This window comes from Sphingomonas aurantiaca (assembly GCF_003050705.1).
In the GTDB taxonomy this organism is placed as follows: domain Bacteria; phylum Pseudomonadota; class Alphaproteobacteria; order Sphingomonadales; family Sphingomonadaceae; genus Sphingomonas; species Sphingomonas aurantiaca.
The window spans coordinates 736591-762952 of record NZ_QAOG01000002.1; the positions used below are offsets into that span (position 1 = coordinate 736591).

General features: G+C 67.1%; 22 protein-coding genes and 1 riboswitch. Of the genes, 14 read left to right on the forward strand and 8 right to left on the reverse strand.

The features are described from left to right. Window positions 1-149: 149 nt before the first annotated feature. On the forward strand, window positions 150-371 hold the full coding sequence (locus tag C8J26_RS08840; RefSeq protein ID WP_107957539.1) for a hypothetical protein: 222 nt from the start codon (window positions 150-152) through the stop codon (window positions 369-371). Between the two features lie 49 nt (window positions 372-420). On the opposite strand, the gene C8J26_RS08845 is transcribed toward C8J26_RS08840, so the two are convergent. Then, the gene (locus C8J26_RS08845) at window positions 421-1635 is read right to left on the reverse strand and encodes a histidine-type phosphatase (protein ID WP_107957540.1); all 1215 of its coding nucleotides are present in this window, start codon (window positions 1633-1635) and stop codon (window positions 421-423) included. A gap of 124 nt (window positions 1636-1759) precedes the next feature. Then, window positions 1760-1869, forward strand: a riboswitch (TPP riboswitch). Window positions 1870-1925: 56 nt separating this feature from the next. Here C8J26_RS08845 and C8J26_RS08850 point away from each other — a divergent pair. The 8 genes from C8J26_RS08850 to C8J26_RS08885 all read left to right on the forward strand — a co-directional run bounded on the left by C8J26_RS08850 (window position 1926) and on the right by C8J26_RS08885 (window position 12624). Continuing rightward, the gene (locus tag C8J26_RS08850) at window positions 1926-4229 is read left to right on the forward strand and encodes a TonB-dependent receptor (protein WP_107957541.1); all 2304 of its coding nucleotides are present in this window, start codon (window positions 1926-1928) and stop codon (window positions 4227-4229) included. A 1-nt stretch (window position 4230) separates the two neighbouring features. Beyond that, the gene (locus tag C8J26_RS08855; protein ID WP_244185222.1) at window positions 4231-5385 is read left to right on the forward strand and encodes a phosphotransferase enzyme family protein; all 1155 of its coding nucleotides are present in this window, start codon (window positions 4231-4233) and stop codon (window positions 5383-5385) included. Continuing rightward, window positions 5382-5972, forward strand: a complete 591-nt coding sequence (gene pnuC, locus C8J26_RS08860) for a nicotinamide riboside transporter PnuC (protein ID WP_107957542.1) — start codon at window positions 5382-5384, stop codon at window positions 5970-5972. The genes C8J26_RS08855 and pnuC overlap by 4 nt, the downstream gene beginning before the upstream one ends. A gap of 55 nt (window positions 5973-6027) precedes the next feature. Further along, window positions 6028-7983 carry a beta-L-arabinofuranosidase domain-containing protein gene (locus C8J26_RS08865; RefSeq protein WP_107957543.1) on the forward strand — a complete coding sequence of 652 codons (1956 nt, stop codon included), beginning with the start codon at window positions 6028-6030 and terminating at the stop codon, window positions 7981-7983. A 133-nt stretch (window positions 7984-8116) separates the two neighbouring features. Next, a complete protein-coding gene (locus C8J26_RS08870) occupies window positions 8117-10795 on the forward strand; it encodes a TonB-dependent receptor (protein ID WP_208631349.1) in 2679 nt (892 codons plus the stop codon). Next, window positions 10795-11904 carry a Ca2+-dependent phosphoinositide-specific phospholipase C gene (locus C8J26_RS08875; RefSeq protein WP_107957544.1) on the forward strand — a complete coding sequence of 370 codons (1110 nt, stop codon included), beginning with the start codon at window positions 10795-10797 and terminating at the stop codon, window positions 11902-11904. Before C8J26_RS08870 ends, C8J26_RS08875 begins: the two co-directional genes overlap by 1 nt. Before the next feature lie 70 nt (window positions 11905-11974). Then, the gene (locus C8J26_RS08880) at window positions 11975-12331 is read left to right on the forward strand and encodes an ArsC family reductase (RefSeq protein ID WP_107957642.1); all 357 of its coding nucleotides are present in this window, start codon (window positions 11975-11977) and stop codon (window positions 12329-12331) included. Window positions 12332-12342: 11 nt separating this feature from the next. Continuing rightward, window positions 12343-12624, forward strand: a complete 282-nt coding sequence (locus C8J26_RS08885; RefSeq protein WP_056418405.1) for a DUF427 domain-containing protein — start codon at window positions 12343-12345, stop codon at window positions 12622-12624. 53 nt (window positions 12625-12677) lie between these two features. Here C8J26_RS08885 and ypfJ read toward each other — a convergent pair whose 3' ends face one another. Next, window positions 12678-13589 carry a KPN_02809 family neutral zinc metallopeptidase gene (ypfJ, locus tag C8J26_RS08890; RefSeq protein WP_107957545.1) on the reverse strand — a complete coding sequence of 304 codons (912 nt, stop codon included), beginning with the start codon at window positions 13587-13589 and terminating at the stop codon, window positions 12678-12680. Between the two features lie 104 nt (window positions 13590-13693). Here ypfJ and C8J26_RS08895 point away from each other — a divergent pair, with 104 nt between their 5' ends. Together C8J26_RS08895 and C8J26_RS08900 are read left to right on the forward strand one after the other, a co-directional pair. Then, on the forward strand, window positions 13694-14479 hold the full coding sequence (locus tag C8J26_RS08895) for a 3-hydroxybutyrate dehydrogenase (protein ID WP_107957546.1): 786 nt from the start codon (window positions 13694-13696) through the stop codon (window positions 14477-14479). A gap of 33 nt (window positions 14480-14512) precedes the next feature. Beyond that, window positions 14513-15160 (forward strand): DUF4893 domain-containing protein, encoded by a 648-nt coding sequence (locus tag C8J26_RS08900; RefSeq protein WP_082445342.1) that lies wholly within the window; start codon window positions 14513-14515, stop codon window positions 15158-15160. Here C8J26_RS08900 and C8J26_RS08905 read toward each other — a convergent pair. The 3 genes from C8J26_RS08905 to C8J26_RS20430 form a co-directional block, all read right to left on the reverse strand. Continuing rightward, entirely contained in the window at window positions 15157-15810 is a 654-nt protein-coding gene (locus C8J26_RS08905) for a hypothetical protein (protein WP_107957547.1), read from the reverse strand. The two genes, C8J26_RS08900 and C8J26_RS08905, sit on opposite strands and share 4 nt — an antisense overlap. 56 nt (window positions 15811-15866) lie before the next feature. Next, entirely contained in the window at window positions 15867-16853 is a 987-nt protein-coding gene (locus C8J26_RS08910; protein WP_107957548.1) for a cation diffusion facilitator family transporter, read from the reverse strand. A gap of 282 nt (window positions 16854-17135) precedes the next feature. Beyond that, complete coding sequence (locus C8J26_RS20430) at window positions 17136-17300, reverse strand: hypothetical protein (protein ID WP_167398800.1); 165 nt, start codon at window positions 17298-17300, stop codon at window positions 17136-17138. A gap of 244 nt (window positions 17301-17544) precedes the next feature. Here C8J26_RS20430 and C8J26_RS08915 point away from each other — a divergent pair, with 244 nt between their 5' ends. From C8J26_RS08915 to C8J26_RS08920, 3 genes are all read left to right on the forward strand, one after another. Beyond that, window positions 17545-18927, forward strand: coding sequence for a helix-turn-helix domain-containing protein (locus tag C8J26_RS08915; protein ID WP_056418417.1), 1383 nt, complete (start codon window positions 17545-17547; stop codon window positions 18925-18927). A 100-nt stretch (window positions 18928-19027) separates the two neighbouring features. Continuing rightward, window positions 19028-19189: a hypothetical protein gene (locus C8J26_RS20435; protein WP_167398801.1), complete on the forward strand. Its 162-nt coding sequence runs from the start codon at window positions 19028-19030 to the stop codon at window positions 19187-19189. A gap of 167 nt (window positions 19190-19356) precedes the next feature. Further along, window positions 19357-20622: an NAD(P)/FAD-dependent oxidoreductase gene (locus tag C8J26_RS08920; protein WP_107957549.1), complete on the forward strand. Its 1266-nt coding sequence runs from the start codon at window positions 19357-19359 to the stop codon at window positions 20620-20622. 9 nt (window positions 20623-20631) lie between these two features. Here the strand turns inward: C8J26_RS08920 and C8J26_RS08925 are convergent, their stop codons facing one another. The 3 genes from C8J26_RS08925 to C8J26_RS08935 form a co-directional block, all read right to left on the reverse strand. Continuing rightward, complete coding sequence (locus C8J26_RS08925; RefSeq protein WP_107957550.1) at window positions 20632-22077, reverse strand: glucoamylase family protein; 1446 nt, start codon at window positions 22075-22077, stop codon at window positions 20632-20634. A gap of 66 nt (window positions 22078-22143) precedes the next feature. Beyond that, window positions 22144-25200, reverse strand: coding sequence for a TonB-dependent receptor (locus C8J26_RS08930; RefSeq protein ID WP_244185223.1), 3057 nt, complete (start codon window positions 25198-25200; stop codon window positions 22144-22146). Next, entirely contained in the window at window positions 25197-26255 is a 1059-nt protein-coding gene (locus C8J26_RS08935) for a LacI family DNA-binding transcriptional regulator (RefSeq protein ID WP_107957551.1), read from the reverse strand. Before C8J26_RS08935 ends, C8J26_RS08930 begins: the two co-directional genes overlap by 4 nt. Window positions 26256-26362 lie beyond the last annotated feature (107 nt).

A 26362-nucleotide genomic window follows, 5' to 3' on the forward strand; every position in this document is an offset into this window, starting at 1 on the left:
CTCGGACGCATGGGCGTTCCGGGCGGGCCGAGGCTTTGCCTCCCGGATCGGCTGGACGCGATGCCGGAGAACATGAACGAAATCTCACGGAACGTGAGCAAGTTGACCGTGTTTTCTAGGTCCTTATCTTGTCGATGAAGGACTTAGGCATGCGGTATATTACACTCGTTGCTCTTCCGTTGCTGGCCATGAGCGCGTCTCCCGTGCTGGCCAAGGGCTGTATCCGCGGCGCGGCGGCGGGCGGTGTTGGCGGCCATTTCGTCGGCAAGGGGCATGCGGTGATGGGCGCCGCTGTCGGCTGTGCCGTCGCGCATCACCATTATGCCAAGCAGGCCAAGGCGGAGAAGGCGCGCGCCCGCACTCGCGGCTGAGCGAGTTTCTCCTTAAGTCGTGTCAGTGGATCGCCATGATCACGCCATCCTATAGGCGCGGTACGGCGATCCTCGACCGCAGCAGCGTGACGAAGCGGTCGAGCCGGCAGGGCGACGCACAGCCAGGGATGGAGAGCGGCGTCACGACGACGTCGGCCTTCAGCGCGCGGATCGCCGCCAGCGGTTGCACCCGGTAATAGAGGTGGATGAACCGCTCGCCCGATCGCGTGTCGCGCAGTCGCTCGACCACCAGCGCGCCGCCGGGTGCGACGTCGTTGCGGGCAAAGCCCGGTGCCTCGAGATCGACATGCAGCGCGGCGGCCAGCGCCGTTACATTGGTATCGTGGCCGACCATCACGTCCAGCCGGGGGGTGTTGGGCGCGGTGAGCGTGTCGATGATCCGCTGGCCGAGGACCGAGGCTTGGTGCGCCGCCATGTAGGGCGAGCGCGTGAACACATCGAACAATGCGGCGTGCACCGCACCGACCTGCGCGATCGTCGCGGGATCGGCGCGGCCCCATCCGACCTGGCGGCGGGGCATGCCCTCGGCCTCTTCGAGCAGCAGGACCTGCGCGGTCCCCGACGCGGCGCGGATCGGGCCCGACAGATCGATGCCGTGCCCATCGGCCGACGCGCGGACGGTCGCCGGCACGACCGGGCTGCATGGGCCAGCATCGCAACCCAGCACGGTGTCGATCCGCGCGAGTGCCGGGCGATGGCGGGCGACGAGCGCGTCCATCCCGCCGGTATGGCGATCGATCGAGGCGATCGCCTCGCGGGGCACGAATGCGGTCGCGCGCGCAGAGAGCGGCTCGAAGATCGGGTCGGTCTGGCCGACGGGGCGGTGGCCGACCGCGACGCGACAGCCCGGGGCGAACCCCTGCACATAGGCCTCTCCGCTCGCGATCGTCCGGCTGGCGGTGTTGGTCCATATCCGGATCGAGCCCGGCACCGGGCAGCGGGCGAGCCCGAGCGGGGCAAGCCAGCGACGGTCATGCCGCCCGAGCAACCGCATCGCGGCGGCGCCGTGCGGGGTCACCTGTCCTTCGGGGACCGGCCAGGTCGGCCAGGGTTGCGCGGTCCGCGTGGCGTCGGGCACTTCGCCCGCCAGCGGCGCGCGCACGCCGTGCCGCATCAGCATCACGACCCGCTCGAGCCGCAGGTCGTGCGACGCTGGGCGCGCTTGCGTCACGGCAGGGAGAATCGACAGCGACAGGCCGAGGGCAGCACGGAACGCAGCCGAGACGGGATGGGGAGCGGGCATTATACGGGTCTCGGTTCGATAGAGTGCGGCAGTCGCCGATCGCCCCCTAGGCACCGCGGGTGTCACTGGCGTGACACCGTCGTCGCGATAGCGCTTCCCATCGTTCCTCCAACCACTTAAGCGCCGCGCATCCCCGGGGGGCCGCTGATGCGCGGCTGAGAGGTGGGCTGCAGCCCATGACCCGCTGAACCTGATCCGGCTGATACCGGCGTAGGGAGGGTCTGCGGCTGGCCCGTCGTCCCTCCGATTGGAGTGGACGTGACGTTTTTCAGTATCGGTTTTCCGTCGTGATGTCGGCCTCTTGCAACCGCAGGCGGTTGGGACGCGTCGCGTTGACGCTGTCGGCGGCGTTCGTCGCCTCCTCGGCCGCGGCGCAGGTTGCGCCCGATCCGGTCGAACCCACCGAAATCCGGGTGGTCGGCAAGCAGGATCCGGCCGGGTTTCTGCCCGACCAGAAAGTGCCGCGCGCGCAGAGTGCGATCTCTGCCGACTTCATCGCAAAGCAGGCGCCGACGCTCAATGCGTTCCAGCTCGTCACGTTGCTGCCCGGCGCGAATGTCGCGTCGAGCGATCCTTACGGCCTGTCGACCAGCTCCAGCCTGACGCTGCGCGGTCTCGGCCAGGACGAGATCGGCGTGCTGATGGAAGGCGCGCCACAGAACGACATCGGCTATTATTACGCCTATCCGTCGCAGTTCGCCGACCCCGAGAATTTGAAACGCATCTCGATCGCGCAAGGCTCGGTCGACATCGATTCGCCGACGCTGGGTGGCGCGGGCGGTCTGTTGTCGCTCGCGCTCGACGATCCGAAGGCGCGCCCCGGTGCGCTCGTCGACCTGTCGCTCGGCAGCTATGCGGCGCGGCGCGGCTTCGTGCGCGTCGACAGCGGTACGATCGGGCAAACCGGGCTGAAGGCCTTCCTGTCCTATTCGAACACCCGCGCGGATAACTGGCGGGGGCCGGGCTTCGACACGCGCCAGCACATCGACGCCAAGATCCTGAACGAATGGGGCGCGGGCAACCGTGCCAGCCTCGCGCTGTCGTATAACGATGCGAACACGTCGAGCTATCCCAGCCCGACGCTCGCCGAGTGGACCGCGCAGGGGCGCGGGTTCAACTATGATGCGCGCTACACCGCGGGGAACACCAACTACTGGCGGCTGTACCGCGCACCGTTCCGCAACCTCTACGCGTCCGCCCCCGTGCATCTCGCGCTGAGCGACCGGCTCGCGCTCGACACCACCAGCTATCTCCAGTTCGGCTATGGCAATGCGCCTTATGGGACGCAGCTGGCGACGGAGGGGAATTTCCTAGGCACCGAGGAACTGGCCCAGCCGATCGCGCTGCCCGGCGCGGTCGATGGCGTGGCGACCGTGCTCGGCAACTATACTGGCGATCAGATGCGCGCGGGCACCGTCGCCAAGCTCACGCTAAAGACCGGCGCGCACACGCTCACCGCCGGCCTATGGTTCGATTACGGCACCGACCGCGTCACGCAGTCCTACACGTCGATCGATGCCGAGGGGCAGCCGACCGACCGTTGGGGGTATCGCGCAAAGGCGATCCGCACCGCCGACGGCCGCCTGCTCGCCTATGAGAACCAGCGTACCGTCACGGTGACCAAGAGCGTCTTCGTCGCCGACAGCATCGCGCTGACGCCGCGGCTGACGATCGAGGCGGGGTTCAAGGGCGTGAACGTGCTGCGCAACGGCCGGACCTATCTGCCCGGACCGCAGGACGCGGTGCGCAAGGACAGCTTCGCCGCGCTGCCCCGCGCGGCGATCCACTACCGGCTCGACGATCGCCAGCAGCTGTTCGCCAACATTACCACCAACTTCCGCACGCCCAACGAGTTCACGCTCTACAACAGCTATTATGGCGGCGCGGTCGTCGTGCAGGGGACCAACGACCTCAAGAACGAATATTCGGTCTCGCAGGAGATCGGCTATCGCTTCATCGGCGAGCAGCTCTCCGCCTCGGTGACCGGCTTCCATTACAAGTTCCGCAACCGACAGCTGGCGACGGTGATCGATAATGGCGGGGCGCAGGTCAACACGACGATCAACGCCGGCGGACAGACCTCGTACGGGGTGGATGCGGAGATCGACTACCGCCCGGTGGCAGGCGTCAGCCTCTATTTGTCGGGCGAATATCTGCACGCGCGGATCGACGACGACCTGCCCGTCGGTACGGATTTCCTGCCGACCAGCGGCCGCCGCGCGGTGTCCAGCCCGACCGTCCAGTTCGGCGCGGGCGGTACCTATGACGACGGCCGGTTCTTCGGCAGCGTCGCGTCGAAATATATCGGCGCGCAATATGCGAGCTTCATGAACGACGAGCGGATCAAGGGCTATGCGACGCTTGATCTGTCGGTCGGCATGCACCTGGCGGACTGGCTCGACGGCAAGCGCACCGACCTGCGAGTCAACGCGATCAACGTCACCGACCCGCACGTCCTCGCCGGCGTCCAGTCGGTCAGCACCAACGCGCAGGACACGATCGGGCGCAACGGCACCGTCATCGCCGGCGCCGCGCCCGCTTATTATGTCGGCAGCGGCGCGGCGGTGATGGCGACGATCTCGCGGGCGTTCTGAGATGGTAGCGAACCCCGCGCGCGTCCCTGAGCCTGAAGACCACCGTGTCCACGGCATGGGCACCGAGTGGGAGGCGCCCACCTGGCCGGCGATCACGCCGGACGAAGCCGCTGCGGTGCTCGCGCGCTTTCCGGCGGCGGGGGCGGTGACCGGGCTGCACTGGCATTCGCCGCGGCCGTTTTCCGCCGCTACGCTGGTCCAGACGACGCGCGGGCCTTTCCTGCTCAAGCGTCACCATCATCACGTCCGCACGCGCGAGGGGCTGGGCGAGGAGCATGCGTTCGTCGCGCATCTCGCCGCATCGGGGCTGTCGGTGCCCGACGTCCTGCGCGCGGCCGACGGGGCTAGCGCCGTGAAGGTTGGCGACTGGTCGTACGAACTGCATCGCCAGTCGCCGGGCGCGGACCTGTACCGCGACCGGCTGTCATGGACACCGTTCCTGTCGCGCGATCACGCGCACGCCGCCGGGGTGGCGCTTGCGGAATTGCATGGCGCGGCACGCGGTTTCGATGCGCCGGCGCGTCGCCAGCAGCCGCTGGTCGCAAGCTTCGGCATCGTTCCGGCCGCGGACCCGATCGCGGCGATGAGCGCCTATGTCGCCGCGCGACCGGCGGTACGCGCGTTTCTCGCCGGCCGGCCGTGGCAGGCGCAGTGTGCGCGGCTGTTCGATCAGGCGGGCGCGGACCTGCCGGCGCTGATGGCGCAGCAGCCGCCTTTGTGGACTCACAATGACTGGCATCCGTCCAATCTGCTCTGGCGCGAGGACGGGACGGTGCGGACCGCGATCGACTTCGGGCTCGCGGATCGCACGACCGCGGTCCACGACATCGCCACCGCGATCGAGCGGACGGCGATCCGCTGGCTCGACCTGGGGCAGGGCAACGACGACACGATCGCCGATCCCGCCTCGGCGCTGGCGCTGCTCGACGGCTATGCGACGATCGTGCCGCTGGGGCGGGCCGATGTCGACGCGATCGTCCGGCTGCTGCCGCTCGTCCATCTCGAATTCGCGCTGTCGGAGGTCGACTATTTCACCGCCGTCGTCGCCGATCCGGCCTCGGCCGCGATGGCGTGGGATGGCTATCTGATCGCGCATGCCGACTGGTTCTTCGCACCCCCCGGGCGGCGCTTCCTGCGCGGGATCGAGCGCGCATGACGCCGTTCGAGATCGTCGCCGTCGTCGTCAGTTTCGCCGGAATCTGGCTGACGGCATCGCGGCGGATGCTGTGCTGGCCGGTCAGCCTCGTCGCCTGCGCGCTGTACTTCAAGCTGTTCCTCGACGTCCGGCTCTACGCCGACATGGTGCTGCAGGCGCTGTTCGGGATCGCCATTCTCTATGGGTGGATCGCCTGGGCGCGCGGCAAGGACGATGCGGGCGAGGTCGTCGTCGCGCCGCTGCGGCCGATGCGGGCGCTGCTGGGACTGGCGGCGGGCGCGGCGGGGGCGGTGACCATCGGGTGGTTCACCAGCCACTATACCGATGCTGCGCTCCCCTGGATGGACGCGGGGCTCAGCAGCTTCAGCCTGGTTGCGCAATATTGGACCGCGCGCCGCCATGCCGAGAGCTGGCTGCTGTGGATCTGTGTCGATGCGCTGTATTTCGGGATGTTCCTCGTCAAAGGGCTGGCGCTCACCGCGGGGCTGTATGCGGCGATGATCGTGCTGGCGGTGCTCGGCTATCGGCAATGGCGACGCGCTTCGATCGACGCCGCGCGAATGAGGGCCGCCGACACGGTTGCCTGACGGCGCCGAGCATGCTCTACTCCGACAAATATAAGACGTCGAAGAGGATGCCGCGATGACCGACCCTTGCCAGTGCGGCCCCTCGCGTCGTCATGTCCTGACCGGCGTTGGCAAGGCGGCGTTGCTCACGGGCATGCTGGCCGGGTCTGCGGGAACCTATGCCGCAGCGCCCGACGCTGCCCCGCGGATCCCGGTCGCGGCGCTCAAGCCCTTCGACCTGGCCGACGTGACGCTGGGCGAGGGGCCGTTCCTGCAGGCGGAGCGCAAGACGTCAGCCTATCTGCTCTCGCTCGAACCCGACCGGATGCTGCACAATTTTCGCGTGAATGCCGGGTTGCCGCCCAAGGCCAGCGTCTATGGCGGCTGGGAGTCGGATCCGGTCTGGGCGGACATCAACTGCCAGGGGCATACGCTCGGCCATTATCTGTCCGCCTGTGCGCTCGCCTATCGCTCGACGGGGGACCGGCGGTTCAAGGCGAGGATCGAGCATATCGCGCGCGAGCTCGCCGCGTGCCAGGCGGCGTCGGGTAGCGGGCTGGTCTGCGCGTTTCCCGACGGCGCCGCCGTGGTGGCGGCGCATCTGCGCGGCGCGCCGATCACCGGGGTTCCCTGGTACACGCTGCACAAGGTCTTTGCGGGGCTTCGCGATGCCACGCTGCTCGCGGACAGCGACACTGCGCGCGCCGTCCTGCTGCGGCTTGCCGACTGGGCGGTGGTCGCGAGCCGGCCGCTCGACGCGGCGCAGTTCGAGACGATGCTCGATACCGAGCATGGCGGCATGAACGAGGTGTTCGCGGACCTGTACGCGATGACCGGCAGCGCCGACTACGCCGTCATGGCGGAGCGGTTTTCGCACAAGGCGATCCTCGCGCCGCTGGCGCGGAGCCGCGATCATCTCGACGGGCTGCACGCCAATACGCAGGTGCCCAAGGTCATCGGCTTCCAGCGCGTGTGGGAGATCACGGGGAAGCCCGACTATCGCGACGCCGCTGCGTTCTTCTGGAGGACGGTGGCGCTGACCCGGTCGTTCGCGACCGGCGGGCATGGCGACAACGAGCATTTCTTTCCGGTCGCGGATTTTGCCAGCCACGTCTTCTCGGCAAAGGGATCCGAGACCTGCTGCCAGCACAACATGCTGAAGCTCACGCGCGCGCTGTTCCTGCACGATCCGCAGGCGCATTATGCCGATTATTACGAGCGGACGCTGTATAACGGCATTCTCGCGTCGCAGGATCCGGATACGGGCATGGCGACCTATTTCCAGGGCGCGCGGCCCGGCTATATGAAGCTGTATCACACCCCCGAAACGGCATTCTGGTGCTGCACCGGCACGGGGATGGAGAACCACGTCAAATATCGCGATTCGCTCTATTTCCACGACGATCGCGCGCTGTACGTCAACGCGTTCGTGCCCTCGGCCGTCCGGTGGAGGGACCGCGAAATGGTGCTGACGCAGACGACGACGTTCCCCGATGAGCCCGTGACGCGGCTGCGCTGGACGGTGAAGCGACCGACCGACGTCGTGCTCAAGCTGCGGCATCCCGGCTGGAGCCGTGCGGCGATCGTGCTGGTCAACAGGGTCGAGGTGCTGCGGTCGACCGCGCCCGGCCGTTACCTCGATATTGCGCGCGTCTGGCGGAACGACGATGTGGTGGAACTCCGCCTGGACATGCATCCGGTCGCCGAGCGCTTGCCGGGGGCGCCCAATATCGTCGCGTTCACGGTGGGGCCGCTAGTGCTGGCGGGCGCGTTCGGGCGGGGCGGGCTGGCGCCCGGTTCGGACATCATCGTCAACGAACGCAAATATGGCGAGTATAATGCGGAGCCGTTCGCGGCGCCCAAGCTGGCGGGCGATCCGGAGACGCTGGCCGGCGCGATCCGCGCGGGCGACCGGCCGCTCGAGTTCACCATCCCCTCTGCCAGTGGCCAGCCGGTGCGGCTGATCCCGTATCACCGCATCGCGCATGACCGCTACGCGACCTATTGGGACGTCGCGCCCGCGGCGACTTGATCTCCCGCGGCGGACCGGCTGGATCACAATATTACGCTACGTAACGCGACTGTCTTGGAACGTTCGTCCAAATGACGCGGATGAGACCTAGTGGCGCCGGGAGTGGCGGCGTTGCCACCGGGGAATATCATCGATGCATATGGGTAAAGGTCTGTTGCTGGCCTCGGTTTCGCTTGTTCTGACATCCGGCGGCATCGCCGCGCAAGCGCAGGATCGCCCCACGACGACCCCAGCGACGTCCGCTCCCGCTCCCGGCACGACCGCGACGACCGACGAGACTGGCGAGATCGTCGTCACGGGCAGCTACGCCCGCAGCCTGCGCGCCGCGACCGAGACCAAGCGTCTCGCGGCGTACGGCGTCGACTCGATCAGCTCGACCGACATCGGAAAGTTCCCGACGCAGAACGTCGCCGAGGCGCTGCAGATGATCCCGGGCGTGACGATCACGCGACCGCGCGGCGAGGGGCTGTATGTCAGCGTGCGCGGGCTGGGGCCGCAGTTCCAGAGCACGTTGCTCAACGGCAGCACGGTCGCGCTGAACGACCTGATCGAGAATGGCGGCGCGAACGGCCGCCAGTTCCGGTTCGAGATGCTGCCCGCCGAGTTCACCTCGAGCATCGACGTCGTCAAGACGCCGACCGCCAACATGACCGAGGGCGCGCTGGGCGGCAATATCGACGTCAAGACGTTCCACCCGCTCGACGTCGGCAACAAGACGACGCTCAACCTGCGCGGCACCTATACGAGCCAGACCGACAAGGTGAAGCCGAACGCGACGGTCATCACCAGCGCGACCAACGCCAGCGGCACGTTCGGCATCCTGGCGGGCGCGCAATATTGGCAGAAGGCGGTCCGCAACGATCGTTTCCTGAACTTCGGGTGGAACCTCAACAAGTTCACCGCTCCCGCCTCGGGCGGGCTCGCCGCCGGTCTCTACACGCCGACTCGCACGCGGCCGACGATCGAGACGGAGGATCGCAAGCGCATCTCGGGCATGGTGTCGGCGCAGTGGAAGCCGAACGCCGAGTTCGAGACGACGCTCGACATTCTCGCGACCCGGCTCGACGTCGCCTATGACGAGTTCGGGCTCGATATCTATCCCGACGATGCGAGCGTCGCGGGGCATCGCCCGGTGATCGTCCCCGGCAGCGTCAAGCTCGACGGCGATACGGTGGTCGCCGCGACGATCAACGACGTGCGTTTCATGGCGTCGCGCGAATACAGCCTCAACCGCCACGACCTGCTCAACATCGGGCTGCGGCAGACCTGGGATTCGGATGCCTGGCATGCGTCGGGCGCGGTGAACTGGTCGAGCGCGCACAGCTATCACCCGAACTACAACGAGGGCACGGTACGCAGCCGCGCGATGTTCTTCGCGCCGCTCACCTATGACGGATCGGCCGGGTACAAGACGATCCCGACCTTCACGACGCCGGTCGACGCGACCAATCCCGCCAATTACCAGCTATACCAGTTCAACATCGCGCCGAAGGACAGCAAGGACTGGGACTTCTACACGCGCGCCGACCTGTCGCATGATTTCGACGGGTTCGTCACCAAGCTGGCGGCGGGGGGCGAATATCACTGGCGCAAGCGCGACTATTTCCGCCGCGACTTCAACGTCACCCCGGCCGCCAACACGCCGCTGTCGTCGCTGGGGTCGGGCGCCTACGAACAGCTGCCGTACGACGATTTCCTGAAAGGCGTGGCGGGCAACACGATACGCCAGTTCCTCGTCCCCGTGACGCAGGCCTATCTCGACGCGTTCTTCACGCCGGCGGTCCAGGGATCGCCGCTGACCGCGGGCGATCTGCGCTCGTCGTTCGTCGTGAAGGAGAAGATCTGGGGCGCCTATGCCCGCGCCGATTACGGCTTCGACGTCGGCGCGGTGCCGGTCACGGGCAATATCGGCGTCCGCTACGTCCATACCGATCAGGTCGCGAGCGGGACGTTGACGACGGGCAACGTCGCGACGCCGGCCAGTTTTCCCAAGACGTTCAACAACTGGCTGCCGAGCTTCAACCTGCGCGCCGAGCTGACGCACGACCTGGTCGGGCGCCTCGCTGCGAGCCGGGTTCTCACGCGCCCCAACGTCACCGACAGCGCACCGCGGATCACCGTGTCGACCGACGCGCCGACCGCGAGCGGCGGCAACCCGCAGCTGGTGCCGTTCCTCGCCACGCAGTTCGACGGATCGCTCGAATGGTATTTCAACCGCGCGGGGTCGCTGACGGGTGCGGTGTTCTACAAGGCGATGGACGATTACATCACGCAGCAGAACGTCAATATCGACATCCCCGGTCGCGGCACGGTGCTGCTGTCGACGCAGGTGAACGGCGGCGACGCGAAGGTCTACGGCGTCGAGGCGGCGTATAACCAGGTGCTCACCTTCCTGCCCGCACCGTTCGACGGGCTCGGTGTGCAGGCGTCCTATACGCACACCTCGGTCAAGGCGAGCTACACGGCGGGCGCGCGGCCGATCCGCGACGAGCTGATCGGGCTGTCGAAGAACAGCGCCAACATCACCGGCTTCTACGAGAAGGGGCCGATCTCGACCCGGCTGTCCTATGTGTGGCGCGACCGGTATCTGTCGGGCACCGGCAGCACGACGCAGGCGCCGGTCTATACCGCGCCGTTCGGATCGCTCGACGGCAACATCTCGGTCAAGGCGAGCGATCGGGTGACGGTCAGCCTGGAGGCGATCAACCTGTCGGGCGCGCATCTCTACACCTATAACGACAAGGACGTGCGGTTCGGCGAGATCAACTATTGGGGCCGGACCGTGTTGTTCGGCGTGCGGGCGGAATTCTGATGCGGATCGCACGTCTCGCGCTGCTCGCCGCGCTGTCGATCGGCGGCGCGACCCAGGCTGCCAAACCCGATCGCGCGCCGGCCCGGATGAACGAGGTCCAGGTCGTCGGTTCGCACAACAGCTTCAAGGCCAGGATCCCGGATGCGGTGATGGCCGAGCTCAGGCGGCGCGATCCGAAGACCGCGGCGGCGCTCGATTATTATCATCTGCCGCTGGACGCGCAGCTCGACCGCGGCGTGCGGCAGATCGAGATCGACGTCTTCGCCGATCCCAAGGGCGGGCGCTATGCCGATCCGAAGGGCGAACGGCTCGCGCAGGCGGCAGGCGAGACGACCGCGTTCGACCGGGCGGCGATGCTGCGACCGGGGTACAAGGTGTTCCACGTCCCCGACATCGATTACATCTCGACCTGCGTCACGCTGCGGCGGTGCCTCGGCGTGGTCGATGCGTGGTCGCGCGCACATCCGCGGCACCTGCCGATCATGATCACGATCAACGCCGCCGATACGCAGGCCTCGGCGCAGGTCGCGGCGCCGTTGCCGCTCGACGATGGAGCGCTGCTCGACTCGCTGGACCGCGAGATCCGGCAGGCGATACCGGGGCGGCGGCTGATCGTTCCGGACGAGGTCCGGGGCAGGGCGGCAACGCTGTCCGCCGCAGTCCACGAGTCCGGATGGCCGACGCTGGAGGCCGCACGGGGGCGGATCTACGTCCTGTTCGACGTCCGTCCCGCGGTCTCGAATGTCTATCGTGCGGGGCATCCATCGCTGCGCGGGCGCGCGATGTTCGGCTGGTATCCCGATGGCGAGCCCGAAAGCGCGATCCAGATCGTCCAGGATCCGCTGGTCGACGCCGCCAGGATCCGCGCCTGGGTGAAGGCCGGCGTGATCGTCCGGACGCGGACCGATGCCAACACCGTCGAAGCGCGCACGCACGACCTGACCAAGGCGAAGGCGGCGGCGGACAGCGGCGCGCAGGCGGTCAGCACCGATTATTATCCGGGCGCACCCGATCCGCAGGCGTTCGGCTTCGCGGTCACGCTGCCCGGTGGTGCGATGGCGCGGTGCAACCCGGTACTGGTGGCGACGCCGTGCTCGGTCGCACCCTGACTGCCGCTGCCGCGCTCTCGCCACCCCTCCGATGACCGTCTAAGCGTCGGCGATCATGGAGGATGAACGCGTGACGGTCGAACTATACGGAATTCCGAACTGCGACACGATGAAGAAGGCGCGGACCTGGCTCGACGCGCACGGCGTCGCGTACGTCTTTCATGACTACAAGAAAGAGGGCGTCGCCGAGGATCGGCTGCGGCGTTGGGTTGGCATTGCCGGCTGGGAGGTGGTGCTCAACCGCAGCGGCACGACGTTCCGCAAGCTGCCCGAGTCCGAGCGCATCGATCTGGACGCCGATCGTGCGGTCGCGCTGATGCTGGCGCAGCCGTCGATGATCAAGCGCCCGGTGCTCGAAGCGGGGGAGACGCTGCTGGTAGGCTTCACGCCCGAGCGGTATGACGCAGCGGGGCTGGGTCACGCTTGAAGGAGATTGGAATGCCTGTCGCTACATGGAATGGCCACGAGATCGCCCGGTCGGACGATACGGTCGTCGTCGAGGGCAATCATTATTTCCCCGCGGACAGCATCGATGCGGCGCTGCTGGAGGATAGCGCGACTCACTCGAACTGCCCGTGGAAGGGCGTCGCGAGTTACAAGACGCTGGTCGTCGACGGAAAGCGCAACGTCGATGCGGTCTGGTATTATCCCACGCCGAAATCCGCCGCGGCGGAGATCGAGGGACGCTATGCGTTCTGGAAGGGCGTGACGGTCGCCTAGGCCGCTATCGGGCCGGCGATCCTCCCCACTCGAGGGAGGATCGTCGGCTCAGATCAGACCGCGCCCGAGAACGTGTCGCACTGCGCAGGGTCGCCACTGTCCAGCCCGCGCTTCAACCACGACTGGCGTTGCGCCGACGAGCCGTGCGTGAAGCTGTCGGGCACCACGCGGCCCTGCGATTGCTTCTGCAGCGTATCGTCGCCGATCGCCTGCGCGGCGGTCATGCCCTCCTCGATATCGCCTGCCTCGAGCCGCGACCGGTTCGCCGCCGCCCAGACGCCCGCATAGCAATCCGCCTGGAGTTCAAGCTTCACCGACAGCGCATTGCCCTCGGTCTCGCTGGCCTGGCGCTGCGCCTGCTGGACCTGTGCGTTGGTACCAAGCAGCTTCTGGATATGATGGCCGAACTCGTGCGCGATCACATAGTCCTGCGCGAAGTCGCCATTAGCCTTGAAGCGGGTCGAGAGCTCGTTGAAGAAGCTCGTGTCGAGATAGATGCCCTGGTCGGTCGGGCAATAAAACGGCCCCATCGCCGACTGCGCCGCGCCGCAACCCGATTGGCCGTTGCCGTCGAAGAAGACGAGCTTGGGTGCTTCGAAACGCTGGCCGTTCTTCTGGAAGATCGCCTCCCAGGTGTTGTCGGCCGAGCTGAACGCGTTGCACGCGGCCTTGCTCTCGGGCGTCAGGTTGCAGCTCGATGTCGTGTCGGTGCCCGCGCGGGGCGAACCGCTCTGCGTGGTGGGAGCGGAGGACTGGCCGCCACCGAGCAGGCCGCCGAGCCCGCCCATGCCGCCGAACACCGCCATCAGGATCAACACGACGACGATGCCGCCGCACCCGAAGCGGCTGCCGATCATCGGCAACAGCCCCATCAACAGTCCGCCGCCTCCGCCAAAGCCGCCGCCGCCGCCCGAGCCGCGCTGGTCCTCGACGTTGATATTCGGATCGTAATCGTCGAGCCGCATGAAAATGCCCCTTTTCGTTTCTGCTTGGGAACGAAATGCGCAAGGTGGCGCTAGAGTTGCACGGCAGCACGATCAGCTGCGCCAAAGCGATGGGGGGAGTGCGCATGTTCCTGAAGGGCAAGACCGCGGTCATCACCGGATCCACCTCGGGGATCGGACTGGCCTATGCCAGGGCGTTCGCGGCCGAGGGCGCCGCGGTGGTGCTCAACGGCTTCGGCGATGCAGCGGCGATCGAGGCCGATCGCGCGGCGCTCGCGCGGACCAGCGGTGCGGCGGCGCTGTACGATCCGGCCGACATGACGAAGCCCGATCAGATCGCCGCGATGGTCGCGCGCGCCGCGTCGGAAACCGGCAGCGTCGACATCGTCGTTAACAACGCCGGCATCCAGCATGTCGCCGGGATTGCCGACTTCCCGATCGACCGCTTCGACGCGATCATCGCGATCAACCTGTCCTCGGCGTGGCACATGATGCGCGCGGCGGTGCCGCACATGCGCGCGGCGGGCTGGGGACGGATCATCTCGACCGCGTCCGCGCATTCGCTCGTCGCGAGCCCGAACAAGTCCGCCTATGTCATGGCCAAGCACGCGATCGCCGGGCTGACCAAGACGATCGCGCTCGAGACCGCGACCGACGGCATCACCGTCAACTGCATCTCGCCCGGCTATGTCTGGACGCCGCTGGTCGAGAACCAGATCCCCGACACGATGGCGGCGCGCGGCCTCACTCGCGATCAGGTGATGAACGACGTGCTGCTCGCGGCGCAACCGACCAAGGCGTTCGTCACGCCCGAGCAGGTCGCGGCGTTCGCGCTGTTCCTGTGCCGCGACGAGGCCAAGGCGATCACCGGCGCGAACCTGTCGATGGACGGTGGCTGGACGGCCGCCTGAACACCCGCGTTTTTGTACAGAGGATCAGCGACGATGCGGACCTGGCTGAAGACTGTAGCGGGCAAGAGGCTCGTGACGTACGGATCGATCGCCGTCGCCATCGGCTCGGTCGGGGCCGCGCCTGCTTCCGCTCGCGATAGTCGCGACCGCGACATGAACTGGCGCCGCGCCGCGACCGAGGCGGATCGTGGCCGGCTGCGGGGCTGGCGTGCGGCGTGGGTCGCGGCGCTGCCGCAGGTCGATCCACGCGAGATCGCGCGCGATCCGGTGCTGTTCAACCCCGATCGCTCGCTCGTCGATCCGTTGCCGCCGGAGGGTGCCTATCGGTGCCGGACGTTCAAGCTCGGCGCGCGTTCGGGAATCGGCCCGACCTTCATGGCGTCGGGCTGGTTCGCCTGCCGGATCGGTACGGCGCAAGGCGAGTCGGTGGTCAGCCTGACCAAGCTCGACGGGTCGCAGCGTCCGGTCGGCACGATCTATCCCGACACCGATGCGCGCGCGATCTTCCTCGGGACGATGCAGCTCGGCGATGAAAAGCGGCCGATGTCGTATGGCCGCGATGCGAACCGCGACATGGCGGGGTTGATCGAGCGGATCGCCGAGCGGCGCTGGCGAGTCGTGCTACCCTATCCGCGCTTCGAATCGGTGCTCGACGTGGTCGAGCTCGTCCCCGCGGATTAGCGCGCGGCGACGGGCAGCGGCGGCGTGGCGGTCGTCGCCACGATGCCGGGCACGGTCGACGGGGCCTGCGCCGCCGCGATCGCCGGTGCGACGGGGCCCAGGCTCGCGAGATAGGCCTTGCCGTGCATCTCGACGGGCGTGACCCGCCCGGCATTGTCGGCGAGGACCGCCTTCAGATAGGATCGCGGCTTCTTCATCAGCTTGGGTTGATCGAGCGCGGACAGGCCGACCAGTCGCGCCGCCTCCTTGACGAAATGCACGCAATTATGGTCGCCGAGCCGATAGACGCTGTCGGGTTTCCCCTCGCTCCACGCGTCGACGAGCTGCAGCACCGCAGTATATTGCGCGTCGGTCATCACGACCGAGAACTGCGCGTCGCTGCCCGCGATATAGGTCGGCCGGGCGATGTCCAGCTTCCCCGCGACCGGGCCCATCAGCAACGCCGGCGAGACCGACTTCGCGGTGAAGCCGAAATTCGCATCGACCGGCGCGCCGCCCGCATCGGGCACGCCGCGCAACGTGAAGAACGCGTGCGGGAAGCTGTTGCCGAGCTCGTGGCTCCAGAATGTGATCGTCACCGCCGCTTGCGCGGGCAGCGCGTATCCGACGCAAAGGCAGAGCAGGGCGATCAGGCGTAGGAGCGGTTTCATGCGCGGATGCTATCGCCGAATCTTCAATCTTGCCAGTAGGATGCGTCTGATTTGGATCAGCTTGGCGTGGTAGTTTTGCCGGCAGCGCCCGTCGCCGTCGTCACCGGGGCGAGCGTCGCGTTTTCGCGCTTCTCGGGGCGGATATAGATGGACGACAGCGTCGGCACCGCGGCGCGGAGTTCATCCTCCATCGCCTCGATCATCGTCTCGCCATTGCCCATCGTCACCGCATCGTCGAAATCCGCGCTGATCGCGGCGAAGATGCTGTCGGGCGCGGTATGGATCGTGCGGACATGGTTGACCGAGATGATCGCCGGATGCGCCGCGACGATCCGGCGGATCGTGGCGATGATCGCGGGATCGGCGCGCTCGCCGATCAGCAAGCCCTTCGATTCACGCGCGAGCAGCACTGCGACGAGCGCGAGGATCACGCCGATCGCGATCGAGGCGGCGCCGTCGATCCGCGGCTCGTTGAAGGCGTGGCTCGCCCAGATGCCGACCCCGGCGATCACCAGCCCTGCCAGCGCCGCCGAATCCTCGAACAGCACGATGAAGCCCGCGGGATCCTTCGACCGGTGGATCGCGTCCCACCAGCCCATGTCGCCCTTGGCCTTCGCAAACTCGCGGACCGCGATCGTCCAGCTGCTGCCCTCGAGCGCGAACGAGATCGCCAGCACGACATAATTGATCGTCGGGCTGGTCAGCGGTTCGGGCTCCTGGATATGCCGCCAGCCTTCGAAGATCGAGACGCCCGCGCCGATCGCGAAGATCAGGATCGCAACGACGAACGCCCAGAAATACAGCTCGCGGCCATAGCCGAACGGGTGCGCCTCGTCGGCGGGGCGCTTGGCCTTTTTCTGCCCGTAGAGCAGCAGCACCTGGTTGCCGCTGTCGACCACCGAGTGGAATCCTTCGGTGAGCATCGACGACGATCCGGTCAGCCCGGCGGCGACGAATTTCGCCACGCCGATCCCCAGATTGGCGGCGAGGGCGCCGTACAGGACGATGTCGTCCTTGATGCGAGCGGTCAGTGTCTTGGCCATCGCGCCGTCCTACACGAGAGGGCCCGGTTGGAAAGGGGCGGTTTCGTAACGGGTTGGGGTATGAACGCCTGATGGGAAAATCACGATCGATTACCACCCATCCGTCATCCTGACGAAAGTCAGGACCCAGAGCCACAAACGCTGGCGCTCGTAACCCTGGGTCCTGACTTGCGTCAGGATGACGGAGGAGCGGGCAGGGCGCCCTGCCGGAAAACGAGAAAGCCCGCCGGTGGACGAACCACCGGCGGACCTCTTTCCTCCCCAGGAAACGGTGTGAAACGGTCAGCCAAGCCGGCCGAGGCGGTGGTACAGCGCACTCATCCGCATCAGCCGGGCGTCGTCGATCGAGGTCTTGCTGATCATCTCGCCGAGCACTTCCTTCATCAGCGCGAAATCGTTGGTCGAGAAGACGGCGCGGGCGCGGGGTTGTTCGGTGGTCGTCTGCATGGCTTGCCTCCTTCGATATAGGGCCGGTGGATCGGCAGGGCTCGCGCGGTTGCCTCCAAGGCACCGGCAAGATCACTTTGTCTCTCTCTTTACAGTATCGGTGTGCCGAGAGAGGCGATGCACGATCAATAGCGGGCGATGCCGCGGGGTTGGAAGGCGGCATCGCACTGCACCAGCGTCGCGATGTCCACCCTCCTTGTATATCGCGTGTCGAACTGTAAACATCGTGACAGGAGGCTTTGCGATGGCGGAACGGAAATTGCTGGCGGGGCATGCGATCCGGCGGTTGCGGCGCGGGGCGGGGCTCACGCAGGCGGCGATGGCCGACCGGCTCGCGATCAGCCCGAGCTATCTCAACCTCGTCGAGCGCAACCAGCGGCCCGTCTCGGCGACGTTGCTGATCAAGCTGGCGGAAAGCTTCGACTTCGATCCGCGCTCGCTGACCGCGGCCGAACCCGGTGGTGGCGCCGACGCGCTGCGCCGGCGGCTCGCGGACCCGATGTTCGCCGATCTCGAGATCGACCGCAACGAGGTCGAGGAATGGCTGGCCAGCGCCCCCGGCGGCGCCGCGGCCTTCGCGCGCGTGTTCGACCGGATCGACGGCGGCGCGGTGGTCGAGGCGGGCGACGATCCGGTGACTCTCGTCCGCCGCGAGATCGAGCGTTGGCGCAACCATTTCGCCGATCTCGACGCGGCGGCCGAGGCGCTGGCGGACGAGTTGCGGCTGGGCGCGGGCGACCTGTACGGCGCGATCGCCGAGCGGCTGCGCGCCAAGCACGGGCTGACGATCCGGGTCCTGCCCGCCGACGTGCTGCCCGATATGTTGCGCCGGCTCGATCTGCATGCGCGCCAGTTGCAGCTGAGCGAGATGCTCGACCCCGCCTCGCGAACCTTCGCGGTCGCGTTCCAGCTCGGGCAGATCGAGGCAAAGGCGGAGATCGACGCGCTGGCGAAAGGCGCGGGCTTCACCGATCGCGCCGCCGAACGGCTGTATCGCCGCCACCTGCTCGGCTATTTCGCCGCCGCGCTGATGATGCCCTATGCGCGGTTCCTGCGCGGCTGCGAGACGACCGGCTACGACATCGAGCTGCTGCAACGCCGGTTCGGCGCAGGGTTCGAGCAGGTCGCGCACCGGCTGACGACGCTTCAACGAGTCGGCGCGCGCGGTCTGCCCTTCTTCATGATCCGGATCGACCGCGCAGGGCAGGCGTCGAAGCGCTATCCCGGCGCGAGCGGCGCCGCGCTGGTCGAGGCGGACGGGCGCTGCCCCTTGTGGCGGCTGCATCACGCGTTCGACCGGCCCGGCAGCCTGGTGGTCCAGCTCGTCGAACTCGAGGACGGCGCGCGCTGGCTGACGATGGCGCGCACCGTGACGCCGCAGGGCAGCCGCTACGGCGCGGTCCATGCCGAATTCGCGATCGGCCTGGGCGTCGCGGCGTCGCAGGCGGGCGAACTGGCGGCGGCGAGCGGATTCGATCTGGCGGGGCGGGCGATGCCGATCGGCCTTGGCTGTCGCGCCTGTTTCCGCAACGACTGCCCACAGCGCTCGATCGCCCCCGCGGGCCGCGCGCTGCTGATCAACGAACGCGAGCGGCGGACATCGGCGCTGACGTTCGCTGGCGACTGATACCGGGCGGCAGGCCCGTATCGCGCGAAGCATCGGTTGGCGCGGTGCCCCCTTTCCGCTATATCTTCGGCTCGCGATGCAAAAATGGTAAGCAAAGAACATGCGCCTGATCAACATAGACTGGACATCGGACTCGGCGATCTTCCTGATCACTATGTTTGCTGTCATCGCGACGACGCTGATCATGCTCGAAAAGCTGTTTCCCAAGAAGCGAGACAAGCGGCGACGCGCCGCGCGCCACCTGCATGAGATCATCGACTAGGCGGGATGGTCGGCGCGGCCGGCGGTCGGTAGCGACTGCTGGCGGCCGCCGTGGTGCGGCGTGCGTTGACGGGCCCATGGCTTCGCAATAGCCCATAGCGATGATGGTTGTTTTTCGGCCCGCCTTTGAACGTACGACGCGTCGCTACGCTTTCGCAAGGATAGCGCATGCCGCAGCCTGAGCGGTACGACGTGCTGATCGTCGGTGCGGGCCATGCCGGCGCGCAGGCGGCGATCGCGTTGCGGCAGCGCGGGTTCGAGGGGACTATCGCGCTGCTCGGCGACGAGGCGTCATTGCCTTATGAGCGCCCGCCCTTGTCGAAGGAGTATCTGGCGGGGGACAAGCCGTTCGAGCGTATCCTGCTGCGCCCGGCTTCGTTCTGGAGCGATCGCCTGATCACGCTGCTGCCGGGGTGCGCCGTCGTCGCGGTCGACCCCGCCGCGCATCGTGTGACCACCGCCACAGGCGGCGCCATCGGCTATGGTACGCTGATCTGGGCGACCGGCGGCGTGCCGCGGCGCCTCTCGTGCATGCCGCCTGCGCTCACCGGCGTACACAGTGTCCGCACGCGCGCCGATGTCGATCGGATGATCGCGGAGATGCCCACGGTCGATCGGGTCGTCGTGATCGGCGGCGGGTATATCGGGCTCGAGGCGGCGGCCGTGCTCACCAAGCTCGGCAAGCAGGTCACGGTGCTGGAGGCGCAGGACCGCGTGCTGTCGCGCGTCACGGGCGAGGCGCTCTCGCGATTCTACGAGGCGGAGCACCGCGCGCACGGCGTCGAGATCCGCACGGGTGTCGCGGTGGCGGGAGTCGAGGACGCCGCCGGCGCGGTCAGCGGCGTCCGTCTCGGCGATGGCGAGGTCTTGGCGTGCCAGATGGTGATCGTCGGGATCGGCATCGTCCCCGCGGTCGCGCCGCTGCTGGCGGCCGGCGCGGCGTGCGTCGGTGCCGACAGCGGCGGCGGCGTGCGTGTCGATGATCGGTGTCGCACGACGCTGCCCGACGTCTTCGCGATCGGCGATTGCGCCGCGCACGCCAATGCGTTTGCGGGCGGGCGCGTGATCCGGCTGGAGTCGGTGCAGAATGCCAACGACCAGGCGACGATCGTCGCGAAACTGCTCACCGGGACGTCCGAGGCCTATCACGCGGTGCCGTGGTTCTGGTCGAATCAATATGATCTGAAGCTTCAGACCGTCGGGCTATTGTCGGGATATGACCACGCGGTCGTGCGCGGCGATCCGGACAGCCGCAGCTTCTCGGTCGTGTATCTCAAAGAGGGGCGGGTGATCGCGCTGGACTGCGTCAACCGAGTCCGCGATTACGTGCAGGGTCGTGCGCTGGTCGCCGGATCGGTCGCGGTCGCGCCGGCGCTGCTCGCGGATCTGTCGATCGACCTCAAGACGCTCGGCGGTTCCGCGGTCGAACGCTGACGTCAGCGTTCAGGCCAGCCAGCCCCCCGTGAACCCCGCGCGTTGCAGCCCGCGGCGGATATGCGGGTTGCGCTGCATCGTCGACCAGACGAGGCCGGTCCGCCAATTCTCCATCATGACGACGATCGCGCCCTGGTCGATCCCGAGATAATCCGTGTCGACCCAGCCCAGGCGGGGGTCGATGCTGCCATGCTTCAGCGGCGCCGACGCGGTCGTCAGCGTCGGGTTGAACGAGTCGAGAAAACCGTATTTGCCGTAGATCTGCGCGCCGTACTGGCTGTGCATCGTCTCGATCGCGCGCCGCGCCAGCTCGGGCTCGAACGCGATCGAGGCGGCCGCGGCGGTCGGCGCCAGCGTGCCGTCGTCGCGGTCGTCCGGCCCACGCGCGGAATAGCTGAAGAACTCGCGCTTGCGGCCGCCGATATCGGTGGTGAAGTCGCCCGGGCCATCGCAGGCGGTCAGGCCCCAGATGTCGGGGCCATAGCCCGTCCACCCGCCCGGATTGGCGATCGCATAGGCCCGATGCGCACGCACCGCACGGCGGCTGTTCTCGAAATAATCGATGCCCTTCTTCGCCATGTAGCGATCGCGGATGCCGCGGAAATCGATCCAGCAATGGCTGTATTGATGGACGAACAGCGGCGCGAAATGGATATGGGGCTCGCCCCATTTGTCGGTCCACTGCCGGTCGAAGCGATCGGTCCACGCGTCCCAGGTTTCCGCGGGCAACGCATGCGTCGGCGATCCCAGCGCCAAGACGTACAGCAGCAGCGCCTCGTTATAGATGTTCCAGTCGTGCGGGATGAACCCGCTTTCCGGGTGCCAGCCCATCGACAGGAACGGCGGCCGCGGCATGATCCAGGCCCAGTCGATCGCCGCATAGAGCTGGTCCGCCAAGGTGCGAATCCGAAGCTCGCCCGGGTGATCCGAATCATACCAGCTCTGCGCGAACAGCACGCCGCCGATCAGCAGCGCGGTGTCGATCGTCGACAGTTCCGCGCGCGCGAACCGGTGCCCCTTGGTCGTGCCGAGGAAATGGTAGAATAGCCCCTTATAGCCGCTGTCGTCGCGCTTGCTGTCGCCCTGCGGCGCGGCGGCGAAAAATTCGAGCGTGGCGAGCGTCCGCGTGCGCGCCTCGTCGCGCGTGATCCAGCCATTGACCACGCCGATCGGATAGGCGGTCAGCGCGAACCCGACCGCGGCGATCGATGCGAAGGACGGCGTCGGCCAGCGATCCGGGGCAAGCCCGGTCGCGGGGTCGGCCGTCTCCCAGAAGAAGCGGAAGCTGCGCTGGTGAAGATCGGCGAGCAGCGCGGTCGGCAGCGCAGTGCCGCTGCTGGTCCCGGTACTGCCGGTCGGGCCGCCGAGGCGGATGGGCGAAGGCATGGCACAACCGGCCATGAGTCCCGCCAGGCCCAGCGTCGTGTGGCCCAGCAACTGCCTGCGATCGATCATGACGTCCTTTGGTTACTGATACGCGAGAGGACGCGGGACGCAGCCGGGCTGCGTCCCGCAAGCATGCTAGAACGAGAAGCCCGCCGACAGCTTGACCGTGCGCGGCGCATTGCCGCCCGTGCTGTAGGTCGATCGCTGGCCGTAATTCGGATCGAGCGGGCTGTTGTTGAAGTCGGTGTAGTTGCGGTCGTTCATGACGTTCAGGATATCGAGCCGCATGCGGACGCGCGTCTGATCGGTGATGAAGCCGAGCGGGACGTATTTGGTGAACGCGAAGTCCAGCTGTCGACGACCCCAGAGATCGCCGAGGCTATCCGCCTGCCGCCCGACCAGCTCGCGTGAGAACGGATCGGACCGGTCGACGAACGCCTTGAGATAGATGGGCGATTCGATCTGGAACTTGGTCGAGATCGTCACCCCGATCGGCGTGTCGACGCTGCCCGCGATTACGAACCGGTGCCGCGGCACGCCCGACGAGCGCAGCATCGGGTAATCCGAGAGCTGCGCATAATCGAGCAGGTACGTGTCGCCGAACTTCCCCGTCTCGTCGGCCTGCGTGTAGGTGTAGGTCGCGTCGATGCTCCACGGCGACGCTGCCGAATAGGTCTTGGTGAGCTTGAAATAGACCGCGTCGGAGTTGGTCTTGAGGCCGTTGGTGCCAAGGATGATCGAGCCATAGCCGTTTGGCGAGAACGAGAAGGGCGACTGCGGCACGTCACCCGGATCGGCAGGATCGTTGAAGAAGAACGATCCGTCGGGCCGGCGATTGCCGAGCAGGAAGGCGAACCCGTCCTTGCTTTCGATATGCGTATAGCCGACCTCGAGTTCGACCGGCGAGAACCGACCGCGCAGGCCGAGGCTGAACTGGTCCGAATACGGCACCTTGAGGTCGTTCTTGAGGAAACGGAACTCGCGCCCGCCGCCGATGGCCGTGCTCGCCAGCTGCTGGCGTCCCGCCGCAGTCAGATAGACCGGATCCCACGCGATACACGTCTGGCTCGGCACGCAGGGGTTGAGCGAGTCGTTGCCGATGAAGTTGAACGTGCGGACCTGGTACGCGCCCTGGCTGGCTTCCTGCTGGAGGAAGTCGAACTGGTTGCGGTCATACGACCGGCCATAGCCACCGAACATCGAGAAGCGACCTGCATCGTCGAAGCGGTAGGTGAAACCAAGCCGCGGCTGCCACGCGCCCTTGAACGCCTTCCGGTTGTTGCCGTTCGAGATATAGTCGTTGATGTCGTAGTCGGCGCCGTTGAGGTTGGGATAGTTTTCGGGTGATACCGCCGTGATGTTCTCGGCCGACGTGACGTAGTTCAGATAGGACGGCGTGCGCTCGTAATCCCAGCGCAGGCCAAGGTTCAGCGTCAGGTGGCTGGTGACGTCCCAGTCGTCCTGCGCATAGAAACCGATCTGGAAATTGTTCGACCGGACATTGGCCTGGCCCGCCGGCCCCGTCGCACCGAACTGAAGCTTGTACGGGAGCGTATCGTTGAACGCGACGCCCGGGATCGCGTTCACGTCATAGGTGTATTCCGGGTTGGTCAGGTTCTGCTCGAGCGTGTTGAGCTTGACCCACTTGGCCTTGGCGCCGACCTTGATCGTGTGCCCCTGGAGTCCGGTGAACGTGAAATCGTCCTGGATCGTCCAGCCCTTCTGGCCCTTGGTCTGGAAGTTGCCGCCGCCACCCGCGCGGAGCAGGTCGGTGCGCTGGATGCCGTTGCCGATCCGCTGCGTGGCCTGGAAGAACTGCGTGTTGCCGTCGGTCGCGGGCGTCGGCGCGAACAACGCGTCCTCGTAGGAGAGGCGTGCGTCGTTGATCCACTTGTCGCCGGTATGCTGCCAGCGGAGCAGGCCGCGCTTGTCGACGACCTTGTTCAGCGTCGACGTGCTGGCCGCGTTGATTCCGGTCGCGTTCTGCAGCCCGGATTCGTTGCGATACTTGCCCGACAGTTCGATCAGGTCATTGTCGGTCGGCACGATGTCGATCTTGGCGAAATACAGGTCCTGCTTGAACCGCTGCGCGAACGTGCCGAAATTGCCCTGATATTGCTGCGGGATGGACGAGATCGGATAGCCGTTCTCGGGCCGCACGTCGTACGGGCTGGAGATGCGCTTGCCTTCGTAGGTGGCGAAGAAGTGCGCCTTGTCCTTGATGATCGGGCCACCCAGCGCCGCGCCGAACTGCTTGTTGCTGGTGTCGACCTTGGGGATCGTGGTCGGGAAGATCTCGCTCGGGCGACGGTCGCGCAGATTCTGGTTGGTGAAGTCGTAAAAGCCCTCGCCGTGGAATTCGTTCGTCCCCGACTTCGTCACCGCGGTGATCGCGACCGAGCTGACCTGGTCGAACTCCGCCTTGTAGTTCGACGACAGCACCTGATACTCGCCGATGCCGAGCTGCGGGAACGGGTTGCCGGGCGAGGAATCCTGGCCGGTGATGCCGTTCTTGAGGACGTAATCCTTCTGGCTGACGCCATCGATGAAGACGTTGACGGTGCGGCTGTCCTGCGCGCCGCCCTGGATGCGCGATGCGCCGCTCGCGTCCTCGATGAAGCGCACGCCCGGTGCCAGATCGGCAAAGGCGAGGAAGTTGCGGTTGTTCTGCGGCAGCTGCTCGATCAACCGCGACGAGATGACGCTGCCGACCTGGCCACCGGCGAGCGAGCGGATACGGTTGCCGGTGACGACGATCTCATCGCCGGCGGGGGCCGCGCCCGTCGCGGGCGCATCGGCATCGGGCATGGCAGCGGGTTCGGCGCCGGTGGTCGCAGCGGGTGCCGTCGCCGCCGACAGGTCGAGATCGAGCCCGGCGACCTGACCTACGCGCAGCGTGAACGCGTCCGAATTGCGCGTGCCGTTGCGTTGCTTCATCTCGAGGCGATAGGTGCCCGCGCGCAGCGACGCGAAGTTGTACGCGCCGTTCGCCTCGGCGGGCACGGTGCGCCGCAAGCCGGTCGAGATCTCGACCGCCGTCACCTCGACGATCGGGTTGTCGGCGGGTGCGGTGATCGTGCCGCGCAGCGACGCCTGGCCGACCTGCGCCACCGCCGGCGTCGGCGCAAACAGCAGCCCGCTCGACAGCGCCGTCATCGAGACGATCGCCGCGCGCAACATCATCCTGGTCATGAATATTCCCCTTTTCCCGATTGTTCGGGTGTGTTGTTGTGGACGTTGGAAAGAGTGTGGTCGGTGCGCGCGGGGCCGGTGGACTCGCGCACCATGACGACCGGGACGCGCTGCTCGATGCTGCCATCGTCGTCGCCCGCGATCGCCTTCACGAGCCGCGCGACCGCGCTGGCGCCGAAGCTGGCAATGTCGATGCTGGCTGATGTCAGCGACGGCGAGATAAGCCGGGTCAGCGGAATATCGTCGAAGCCCGCGATCGCGATCCGGTCTGGCACCATGATCCCCGCGCGTCGGAACGCCATCATCGCGCCGATCGCCATCATGTCGTTCGCGGCGAAGATCGCGTCGATGTCGATGCCTTCCGCGATCAACGTCGCGGCGGCGGCGGCGCCCGATGGCTCCCTGAAGTCGCCGGGCAGCACACGTAGGGACAGGCCCGCGCGCGCACACGCATCCTGCGCGCCGCGAAGTCGCTCGTCGGCGTCGATATTGCCCGCCGGCCCGGCGATATGGACCAGCCGGCGCCGCCCGCTCGCGATCAGGTGCTCGACCACCGCCGATGCGCCCGCGACATTGTCGATCCGCAGTTCGGCGCGACCCGGCTGTCCCGGTGCGCAGTTCAGCAGGACCGCGGGCATGTCGCGCGGCAGATGCGCCAGCAATTCGTCCGCCGAGACCTGGGGCGCCATCACGACCAAGCCGTCGACTCGGCCGCGCATCGCGTGCAGCGCCGCGACGCCGCGTTGCGCATCGCCGTGCATCACCATCATCATGCAATACAGCCCGCGCTCGGACGCCTCGCGGTCCATGCCGCGCAGCAATTCGGAGAAGAACTCGCCGTGCAGGTCGGGGACGACGACGCCGATCATCCCCGACCGCGCCGAACTCAGGTGGCGCGCGGCGGCATGGGGGACGTAGCCCAGCCGCGTCGCCACGCTTTCGATGTGCGCGCGCAGTTCGGGGCGGACGTTGCTGTGCCCGTTCATCGCCCGCGACACGGTCGCAACCGACACCGCGGCTTCGCGGGCAATATCACGGATCGTGGCGTGCGGCATGAAGCGTCAGGCTCCCCTCTGGCACCGGTGTTGCTCACTGCGACCGGCATCTTATTCTTGATGTAACCGGTTACATGATCCAGAAGCGGTGATCAAGAACCTTGCGA